The sequence below is a fragment of the Neorhizobium sp. CSC1952 genome (assembly GCF_030378245.1).
Lineage (GTDB): Bacteria > Pseudomonadota > Alphaproteobacteria > Rhizobiales > Rhizobiaceae > Neorhizobium > Neorhizobium oryzae_A.
In genome coordinates this window covers 3,086,927-3,096,647 of record NZ_CP128416.1, presented here as the reverse complement: position 1 = coordinate 3,096,647, position 9,721 = coordinate 3,086,927, and the positions used below count along the sequence as shown (strand labels likewise).

Annotated in this window: 10 protein-coding genes; 8 read left to right on the top strand and 2 right to left on the bottom strand. The window is 64.0% G+C overall.

Annotated elements, in window-relative coordinates; translation table 11 throughout:
- Positions 1–2 precede the first annotated feature (2 nt).
- The 3 genes from glgC to QTA58_RS15035 are packed head-to-tail and all read left to right on the top strand — an operon-like array spanning position 3 to position 4,353.
- Positions 3–1,265, top strand: coding sequence for a glucose-1-phosphate adenylyltransferase (gene glgC / locus QTA58_RS15045; RefSeq protein WP_085420222.1), 1,263 nt, complete (start codon positions 3–5; stop codon positions 1,263–1,265).
- Positions 1,265–2,722 carry a glycogen synthase GlgA gene (gene glgA / locus QTA58_RS15040; protein WP_289669469.1) on the top strand — a complete coding sequence of 486 codons (1,458 nt, stop codon included), beginning with the start codon at positions 1,265–1,267 and terminating at the stop codon, positions 2,720–2,722. The genes glgC and glgA overlap by 1 nt, the downstream gene beginning before the upstream one ends.
- 2 nt (positions 2,723–2,724) lie before the next feature.
- A complete protein-coding gene (locus QTA58_RS15035) occupies positions 2,725–4,353 on the top strand; it encodes an alpha-D-glucose phosphate-specific phosphoglucomutase (RefSeq protein WP_289669468.1) in 1,629 nt (542 codons plus the stop codon).
- Positions 4,354–4,657: 304 nt separating this feature from the next.
- Here the strand turns inward: QTA58_RS15035 and QTA58_RS15030 are convergent, their stop codons facing one another.
- Positions 4,658–5,095 carry a peptidylprolyl isomerase gene (locus tag QTA58_RS15030; protein WP_289669467.1) on the bottom strand — a complete coding sequence of 146 codons (438 nt, stop codon included), beginning with the start codon at positions 5,093–5,095 and terminating at the stop codon, positions 4,658–4,660.
- A gap of 259 nt (positions 5,096–5,354) precedes the next feature.
- Here QTA58_RS15030 and glgX point away from each other — a divergent pair, with 259 nt between their 5' ends.
- The 5 genes from glgX to QTA58_RS15005 all read left to right on the top strand — a co-directional run bounded on the left by glgX (position 5,355) and on the right by QTA58_RS15005 (position 9,352).
- A complete protein-coding gene (gene glgX, locus QTA58_RS15025; protein ID WP_289669466.1) occupies positions 5,355–7,307 on the top strand; it encodes a glycogen debranching protein GlgX in 1,953 nt (650 codons plus the stop codon).
- Positions 7,308–7,444: 137 nt separating this feature from the next.
- Positions 7,445–7,930, top strand: coding sequence for a MaoC family dehydratase (locus QTA58_RS15020; protein WP_289669465.1), 486 nt, complete (start codon positions 7,445–7,447; stop codon positions 7,928–7,930).
- 2 nt (positions 7,931–7,932) lie between these two features.
- Entirely contained in the window at positions 7,933–8,991 is a 1,059-nt protein-coding gene (locus QTA58_RS15015) for a DUF2332 family protein (protein WP_289669464.1), read from the top strand.
- Positions 8,988–9,227: a hypothetical protein gene (locus QTA58_RS15010; protein WP_289669463.1), complete on the top strand. Its 240-nt coding sequence runs from the start codon at positions 8,988–8,990 to the stop codon at positions 9,225–9,227. Before QTA58_RS15015 ends, QTA58_RS15010 begins: the two co-directional genes overlap by 4 nt.
- Entirely contained in the window at positions 9,227–9,352 is a 126-nt protein-coding gene (locus QTA58_RS15005) for a hypothetical protein (RefSeq protein WP_289669461.1), read from the top strand. Before QTA58_RS15010 ends, QTA58_RS15005 begins: the two co-directional genes overlap by 1 nt.
- A gap of 10 nt (positions 9,353–9,362) precedes the next feature.
- Here QTA58_RS15005 and QTA58_RS15000 read toward each other — a convergent pair whose 3' ends face one another.
- A complete protein-coding gene (locus tag QTA58_RS15000; protein WP_085420229.1) occupies positions 9,363–9,671 on the bottom strand; it encodes a hypothetical protein in 309 nt (102 codons plus the stop codon).
- Positions 9,672–9,721: the final 50 nt, after the last annotated feature.

Below are 9,721 nucleotides of genomic sequence, written 5' to 3'. Positions count from 1 at the left end.
GAATGAACGAGAAGAGAATCCAGCCCCTGTCGCGCGATGCGATGGCCTATGTGCTGGCCGGCGGCCGGGGAAGCCGCCTCAAGGAATTGACCGACCGTCGCGCCAAGCCCGCCGTCTATTTCGGCGGCAAGGCGCGCATCATCGATTTCGCCCTTTCCAACGCGCTGAATTCCGGCATCCGCCGCATCGGCGTCGCCACCCAGTACAAGGCCCATTCGCTGATCCGCCACATGCAGCGCGGCTGGAACTTCTTCCGCCCCGAACGCAACGAGAGCTTCGACATCCTGCCCGCCTCGCAGCGCGTCTCCGAGACGCAGTGGTACGAGGGCACGGCCGACGCGGTCTACCAGAACATCGACATCATCGAGGCCTATGCCCCGGAATACATGGTCATCCTCGCCGGCGACCACGTCTACAAGATGGACTACGAATACATGCTCCAGCAGCATGTGGACAGCGGCGCGCAGGTGACGGTCGGCTGCCTGGAAGTGCCGCGCATGGAAGCGACCGGCTTCGGCGTCATGCATGTCAACGAGAAGGACGAGATCATCGATTTCGTCGAGAAGCCCGCCGATCCTCCCGGCATCCCCGGCAATCCGGAATTCGCGCTTGCCTCGATGGGCATCTACGTATTCCACACCAAGTTCCTGATGGACATCCTGAAGCGGGATGCCGATACGCCGGGCTCCAGCCGCGACTTCGGCAAGGACATCATCCCCTACATCGTCAAGCACGGCAAAGCCGTCGCCCACCGTTTCGCCAGTTCCTGCGTCCGCTCCGATTTCGAGCGCGAGCCCTACTGGCGCGACGTCGGCACGATCGATGCCTATTGGCAGGCCAATATCGACCTGACCGCCGTCACCCCGGAGCTCGACATCTACGACAAGTCCTGGCCGATCTGGACCTATGCGGAGATCAGCCCGCCGGCGAAATTCGTCCATGACGACGAGGACCGCCGCGGCTCGGCGATCTCCTCCGTCGTTTCGGGCGACTGCATCATCTCCGGCTCGACGCTCTATCGAAGCCTGCTCTTCACCGGCGTGCGGGCCAATTCCTATTCCCGCCTCGAGGGCGCCGTCGTCCTGCCGAATGTCCGCATCGGCAGGCGCGCCCAGCTTCGCGATGTTGTCATCGATCACGGTGTAACCATCCCGGAAGGTCTGGTTGTCGGCGAGGATCCGGAACTCGATGCGAAACGCTTCCGCCGCACCGAGAACGGCATCTGCCTGATCACCCAGACGATGATCGACAAGTTGGATTTGTAATGCAGGTTCTTTCGGTTGCGTCCGAAGTCTATCCGCTGGTCAAGACAGGCGGACTGGCCGATGTGGCAGGCGCCCTGCCGCTTGCCCTGAAGGGTCATGGCGTTTCGGTGAAGACGCTGATGCCGGGCTATCCGGCGGTCATGGGCACGATCAGAAATGCCACGCTGCGCATGAGCTTCGAAAGCCTCCTCGGCGCGAAAGCCGACGTGCTGGAAGTCGAGCACCAGGGACTCGATCTCCTGATCCTCGATTCGCCGACATTCTTCGACCGGCCCGGCGGCCCTTACGCGGATGCCGCCGGCAAGGACCATGTCGACAACTGGCGGCGGTTTGCGGCTCTCTCGAAGGCGGGAGCGGTCATCGCTCAAGGGGGAATGGCCGAAGGGAAAACAGGCTGGCAGCCGGATGTCGTGCATCTGCACGACTGGCAGTCGGCCATGGTATCCGCCTACATGCGCTATGCGGCGGAACCGGAAATCCCGAGCCTCATCACCATTCACAACATCGCCTTCCAGGGCCGTTTCGGCGCCGACATCTTCCCCTATCTCGAATTGCCGCCGCATGCGCTCGATATCGACGGCATCGAATATTTCGGCGGCGTCGGCTATCTAAAGGCCGGGCTGCAGACGAGTTCGGCGATCAGCACGGTAAGCCCTTCCTACGCGGAGGAAATCCTCACGCCCGAATTCGGCATGGGGCTCGAAGGCCTGCTTGCCTATCGTGCCGCCGATCTCCACGGCATCGTCAACGGCATCGACCCCGACATCTGGAATCCCGCCACCGACCGAGCCGTGAAGAGCAACTACACCGCCGCCACCCTGAAAGCCCGCGCCGAGAACAAGCAGGCGGTCGCCGAGCGCTTCCGGCTGGACCAGGACGAGGGGCCGCTCTTCTGCGTCGTCTCCCGGCTCACCTGGCAGAAGGGCATGGATATCCTGGCCGAAGCCGTCGACGATCTCGTCGCTCTCGGCGCAAGGCTTGCCGTGCTCGGCTCCGGCGACAAGGTGCTCGAAGACGCCTTCCACGCCGCCACCGCCCGCCATCCCGGCCGCGTCTCGGTGCTTTCCGCCTATGACGAGCCGCTGTCTCATCTCATGCAGGCGGGCTGCGATGCCATCATCATCCCGTCCCGCTTCGAACCTTGCGGGCTGACGCAGCTTTACGGGCTCCGTTACGGCTGCATTCCTGTGGTCGCCCGCACCGGCGGCCTTAATGATACCGTAATAGACGCCAATCCAGCGGCTCTCGCCGCGCGTACGGCAACCGGAGTGTCCTTCGGTCCCGTGACCGCGGAGAGCCTGCGCCGGGCGCTGCGCCGCGCGGTCCGTCTCTATTCCGAGCCGAAAGTGTGGACGCAGATGCAGAAGCAGGGCATGAAATCCGATGTCTCCTGGGAAAAGAGCGCCGGCCTTTATGCCGGGCTCTTTCAGAATCTCCTTGCAAGAAAAGGTTCCTGACCATGATCAAGACCGTCCGCACCGCCCCGTATCAGGATCAGAAGCCCGGCACCTCCGGCCTGCGCAAGAAAGTCCCCGTCTTCGCCCAGGAGAACTATGCGGAGAACTTCATCCAGTCGATCTTCGACAGTCTGGAAGGCTTCGAAGGCAAGACGCTGGTGATCGGCGGCGACGGCCGCTACTACAACCGCGAGGTCATCCAGAAGGCGATCAAGATGGCCGCGGCCGCCGGTTTCGGCAAGGTCATGGTCGGCAAGGGCGGCATCCTTTCGACCCCCGCCGCTTCCAACATCATCCGCAAATACAGGGCCTTCGGCGGCATCGTGCTCTCGGCCAGCCACAATCCCGGCGGCCCGACCGAGGATTTCGGCATCAAGTACAATATCGGCAACGGCGGCCCGGCGCCGGAAAAGATCACCGACGCGATCTTCGCCCGCTCGAAGGTCATCGACATCTACAAGATCGCCGATGTGGACGACGTGAACCTCGACGAGATCGGCTCCTTCAAGGTGGCCGGCATGGAGGTCGAGGTGATCGATCCGGTCGCCGACTATGCCGAGCTGATGGAACAGCTCTTCGATTTCCCGGCGATCCGTGCGCTGATCGCGAGCGGCGTCCGCATCGCGATGGACAGTATGGGCGCCGTCACCGGTCCCTATGCCAAGGAGATCTTCGAAAACCGGCTCGGCGCGCCGGAAGGCTCGGTGCGCAATTTCACCCCGCTGCCGGATTTCGGCGGCCACCATCCGGATCCGAACCTCGTCCACGCCAAGGAACTCTATGACGACGTCATGAGCCCGGACGGCCCGCACTTCGGTGCCGCCTCCGACGGCGACGGCGACCGCAACATGATCGTCGGCAAGGGCATGTTCGTGACGCCGTCCGACAGCCTGGCGATCATCGCGGCGAATGCCACCGTCGCTCCCGGCTATGCCAAGGGCATCGCCGGCATCGCCCGCTCCATGCCGACCAGCGCCGCCGCCGACCGCGTCGCCGAAAAGCTGAAGATCGGCATGTACGAGACGCCGACCGGCTGGAAGTTCTTCGGCAATCTGCTCGACGCCGGCAAGGCGACCGTCTGCGGCGAAGAGAGTTTCGGCACCGGCTCCGACCACGTGCGCGAGAAGGACGGCCTCTGGGCGATCCTCTTCTGGCTGAACATCATGGCCGCTCGCAACGAAAGCGTCGCCGAGATCGTCAAGAAGCATTGGGCCGAATACGGCCGCAACTACTATTCCCGCCACGACTACGAGGAAGTGGATTCGGATGCGGCAAACGGCCTGATGACCGCATTGCGCGAGAAGCTTGCCACCCTGCCCGGCCAGACCTTCGGCGGCCTCAAGGTCGGATCTGCCGACGACTTCGCCTATCACGACCCGATCGACGGTTCGGTCTCGAAGAACCAGGGCATCCGCATCCTCTTCGAGGGCGGCTCCCGCATCGTCTTCCGCCTCTCCGGCACCGGCACGTCCGGCGCCACGATCCGCGTCTATGTGGAACGGTACGAGCCCGACGCCTCCCGCCATGCGATCGACACGCAGGAAGCACTCGCCGACCTCATCGCCATCGCCGACCGGATCTCCGATCTGAAGAAGCGCACCGGTCGCGACAAGCCGAGCGTGATTACGTGATCGTTTAATGCAGTATCCGAAAGGCGAAGATGCATTTGCTCCCTGCCCTGCCGGGCCTCTCCCCCACAAGGGCAGGGCCAATGCATATGGAATTGTGTCGGCAGTGCGTGGAGCCCCTCCCCCTTGTGGGGAGGGGTTGGGGAGGGGACTTCACTGCGAGTGAAAACCCCTCCCGCCTGCCGGCCCCCACAAGGGGGAGGGTTAAGGATGCCGCACCGCCTGACATTCTATATGCGTTGGCTCCCCCCTTGTGGGGGAGATGTCCGGCAGGACAGAGGGGGGTGATCCCAACTGCCCGCAGGCCTCACGCAGCCCTGACGATTTCCACCAGTTCGACGTCGAAGACGAGATCCTTGCCCGCGAGGGGATGGTTGGCGTCGACGGTGACGACCTGATCGCTGACCTCGGTGACGACGAGCGGGATCGTGTTGCCGTCCGGCGTTCTGCTCTGCAGTTGCAGGCCTGGATGCACGTCGATATTGGACGGCACGGCCGAGCGGGGAAGCGCATGGACCTTGGCCGGATCGTGCGCCCCGTAGGCCGCATCGGCCGGCACGGTCACCGTCTGGTGCGCACCGAGCTCCATTCCGTCGATCTCTCTGTCGAGCCCCGAAATGATCTGCCCGGCGCCGACCACGAACTCCAGCGGAGGCCGTCCGTTCGACGAGTCGAACTCGGTGCCGTCGGTGAGTTTTCCGATATAGTGAATCCGGACTGTGTCGCCGCTTTTTGCTTGCGTCATCTGTCTGGCCCTCTTGTTTGAGGTTTGAAGGTGACCGCATACGGATGATTGATACGGCCGGCGAAACGGCCTTTCCTTCGACCGGCCCCAAGCCTAGGGAAATCGGCCGTCAAATGCAAATTAGGGCGGCGGAGCCTTCGGTACAGGGGACGGCAGGTGCATTTTCACGATGAATTCACCATAAGGAGGGATGCTGGTCACAGGCATGGCCCGCCGGTTTTCGCCGGATGATCGGGGCGCAACAGGGGCGGACGACGGCATGGCTTCTTCATCGCTCGGAGCGACACTGACCGCAGACGGTTGCGATTTCGCCGTCTGGTCGCATCACGCCGAGCGGATCGAGCTCTGTCTTTTCGACGCCGAGGGGAAGCGGGAAACCGCCCGCCACCGCCTGATCCGCGGCCGCGACGATATCCACCGCGCCTCGGTCCCCGCCGTAACGGCCGGCCGGCGTTACGGCTACCGCGCCTGGGGCGCCTACGATCCCGACAATGGCGCCTGGTTCGACCCGTCGAAGCTGCTGGTCGATCCCTACGCCCGCGAGCTCGATCGCCCTTTCCGGCACGACGCGAAGCTTTCCCTGTTCGGCGTCGACACGGCCGATCTCGTGCCGAAAGCGATCGTCACCCGCGATCCGCTCGTCCGGATCGGCAAGCCGCTGCTCCCGCCCGGCGGCTTCATCTATGAGGTCGCGGTCAAACCCTTCACCATCCTGCATCCGGCGATCCCCGAAAAACAGCGCGGCACGGTGGCGGCCCTCGCCCATCCCTCGATTGTCGCCCATCTGAAAAACCTAGGCGTCGATGCGATCGAGCTGATGCCGGTCACCGCCTGGATCGACGAACGCCATCTGCCGGCGCTCGGCCTCACCAACGGCTGGGGTTATAATCCCGTCGCCTTCATGGCGCTCGATCCTCGCCTCTGCCCGGGCGGTGTGAAGGAGCTGCGGGAAACGGTTGCGACGCTGCACCAGGCCGGCATCGGCGTCATCCTCGACCTCGTCTTCAACCACACGGGCGAAAGCGACCGCTACGGCGCGACGCTTTCCATGCGCGGCCTCGACAACCTCTCCTATTACCGCCATGTGCCGGGCGAGCCCAAGGGGAAACAGGTACATCTCGTCAACGACACGGGCACAGGCAATACGGTCGCCTGCGACCAGCCGCATGTCCGCCGGCTGATCGTCGATACGCTCCGGCATTTCGTCGTGCATGCCGGTGTCGATGGCTTCCGCTTCGATCTCGCCCCCGTCATCGGCCGCACGGCGGATGGCTTCGATCCGCGGAGCGAGACGCTGAGCGCGATGACTGCGGACGAGGCGCTGAAAGACCGTGTCCTGATCGCCGAACCTTGGGATATCGGCCCCGGCGGCTACCAGCTCGGTAATTTTCCCGAGCCTTTCCTCGAATGGAACGACCGCGCCCGCGACGATATCCGCCGCTACTGGCGCGGCGACCAATGGACCACCGGCGCACTCGCGACAAGGCTCGCCGGCTCATCGGATATTTTCGAAAAATCCGGCCGCACCCGTTCCGTCAACTTCCTTGCCGCCCATGACGGCTTCACGCTGATGGACCTCGTCTCCAACGAGGGAAAACACAACGAAGCGAACGGCGAACAGAACCGCGACGGACACAACGAGAATTTTTCCTGGAACAACGGCGTCGAGGGAGAGACGGACGATCCGGCCGTCCTCGAAATGCGCCGCCGCGACGTTGCCGCACTCCTCTCCACGCTCTTCGCCAGCCGCGGCTGGATCATGCTCACCATGGGGGATGAAGCCGGCCGCTCGCAACGGGGCAACAACAACGCCTATGCCCAGGACAACGAGATCACCTGGCTCGACTGGTCGAAGATCGACAAGGCGCTGATCGAACATACCGCATCGCTCGCCGCCATCCGCAAGCGGTTTTCGGCTTTCTCCGAGACCGGCTTCTTCGCCGGGAATGGCGATATCGAATGGCTGGCGGCCTCCGGCGAGCCGATGCAGGTCGGCGATTGGGAGAACCCGGATAATCCCGCCCTCGGCATGGCGCTGAAGACGCCCGACCGCCAGACCGGCAGGGAGACCCGCCTCGCCATCCTCTTCAACCGCGGCGTCCAGCCGGTCACCTTCGTGCTGCCCGGCTGGGGCTGGAAGCATTTCCCCTCCGGCGAGCTCTGGAATCAGGTCCTGCCTCCCCGCTCCGTCCGCTTCTGCATCGAAGAATGACGCACTGCAAAAATCGCTCGCCAACCTGCCCAACTCCTGTAAAGTCCGGCAGCCATCGGAGCAGTTCCAGGAAAAGTGCGAAGCGGTTTTCCGTCCGGAATTGCGTCAAACTTTCTGAAGGAAATCAGTGAGGTCGCATGCGTGAAATTTCGCTCGCCGAAGTCGAGAGCCTGGTCGGGACGGAGGTTGGCGTTTCGGAATGGATCACCGCCGACCAGCCGACGATCGACATGTTCGCCGACGCAACGCACGACCACCAGTTCATCCATGTCGATGAAGCCCGTGCCGCCGCCGAAAGCCCTTTCGGCGGCACGATCGCGCACGGTTTCCTGACGCTGTCGCTGCTGTCCGCGATGAATTTCGATTGCGTGCCGAAGATCCGCGAGCAGACCATGGGCATCAATTACGGTTTCGACCGGGTGCGCTTCATGTCGCCGGTGAAAAGCGGCGGCCGCATCCGCGGCCGCTTCACGCTCGCCGACACGCGCTTCCGCGGCGCCGGCATGCTGATGACCACCTACGAGGTCACGGTCGAGATCGAGAACGAGAAGAAACCGGCGCTGACGGCCACCTGGATCACCATCGTCCAGTTCGACCCCAAAGACCGGCCGGAAGGCGTCTGAACATGGCCTCCGAAGCTGAAATCCTGCAGGCTTTCCGCGATCAGGCGGTCGCGGGCAACACGCTCGGCTCGCCCTTCACGGCAAGGCTCTGCACGCTGGCGGCCGAGCGCCTCGACCGCTCGACGACGGTCAGTGGGATGGTCCTGAACTGGGAAGGCGATCCGGGCGTCAGGGGCGACCTGCTGCCCGCCCGCCTTGCCGGCGCGCTGCATGCGCTTGTCCTCGACGGCAGGGACGATGCGCTGAAATCCGTTTACCCGCCGAACGCCGCCAGCGACGACGCGCTCTGGTCGGAAATCCTGCGTGCCTTCAACGAGCATGAAGGCTTCATTCTTGAGCGCCTTCGCTTCGCGCCGCAGACCAACGAGGTTCGCCGGTCGAGTGCGCTGCTTGCCGGTTTCCTTGCGATTGCGGACCTGTTCGGGAAGCCGCTGATCCTGTCGGAATTCGGCGCCAGCATGGGCCTCAACCTCAACTGGGACCGATACCATCACGATCTCGGCGGCTTGCTCTGGGGCGATCCCGCGTCGCCGGTCAGGCTCAGGCCCGATTGGCAGGGCCCGCCGCCCCCGCGCACCGAAATCGCCGTGCAGGACCGCGCCGGCTGCGACCTCAACCCGCTCGATCCGCATTCGCCGGAAGATACCTCACGCCTCCTTTCCTATCTCTGGGCCGACCAGGCCGACCGGGTGGAACGGACCCGCGCAGCACTGGAAATCGCCCGCGCCAACCGTGTCCTCGTCGAAAAGGGCGATGCGCTGGTCTGGCTGAAGGAAAAACGGCTCGCGCAGCGCACGCCCGGCGCCGTGCACGTCGTCTACCACTCGATCGCCTGGCAATACCTGCCGCCGGAAGCCCGCGCGAAGGGCGAAGCGATCATTGCCGAGGCCGGCGCCCGAGCGACGGAAGAAGCACCGCTCGCCCGCCTGCAGATGGAGGCCGACGGCAATCCGGACGGCGTGACCCTCAGCCTCCAGGTCTGGCCGACCGGCGAGGCCAAAGAACTCGGCCGCACCGATCCCCACGGCCGCTGGGTCAAGTGGAAGGGCTGGAAGCCGTGAGCGACCTGAACCCGGCCGAGATCGAGCAGACGAAGCTTCTGGCGAACGCCCTGGATCGCGCCTCTACGGCTTGCTTCACGGTCGGCATAGCGACGCCGCTCGCCGGCTACGTCTATAGCCTTGCCGTCTTCGATACGATCTCCGGCTCTCGCATGATTGTCAGCCTCGTCGGTTGGCTTTTAAGCGCCGTGCTACTACATTATCTGGCGAGACGGGTACTCAGGAGATTGGCCTGATGGACTTCTGGTTTTTATATTCCGTGGTCTTGCCTGCGGTCATCGTTCTGATCGGCTACATAGCCGTGCGCCTGCACGAATGGGATCTCGACCGCAAGCACAAGAATCGCCAGCCTGGCGAGTGATCTGCCGCGCCTAGAGGCCCATTTCCATCAGCACGAAACCGAGAAGCGGCGGCAGCGCCGCGCCGATTGCGATATTGGCGGTGCGCGCCGGCGTCAGCCCGACCGCCGAACCCGAAATTCCGGCAGCGATAAGCCCCGCCATCGGCATGCTGAGGCTCCTGTCCACGCCCGGCGCGAAGGACGCAAGCACGGCGGCGACAGCCGCGCAGCCGCCGACCAGCACACCCTTCCACACCTCGATCTTCGCAAGTCTGGCCGCGATCGCCCCGCCGATCACCGCCGCGACGACGGCAATCGCCATCAGTTGAAATTCGCTCATCGAAACCCTCCCGTTTCGAGGGGAGAGTGCGGGTCTTACGCCGCAAGTCA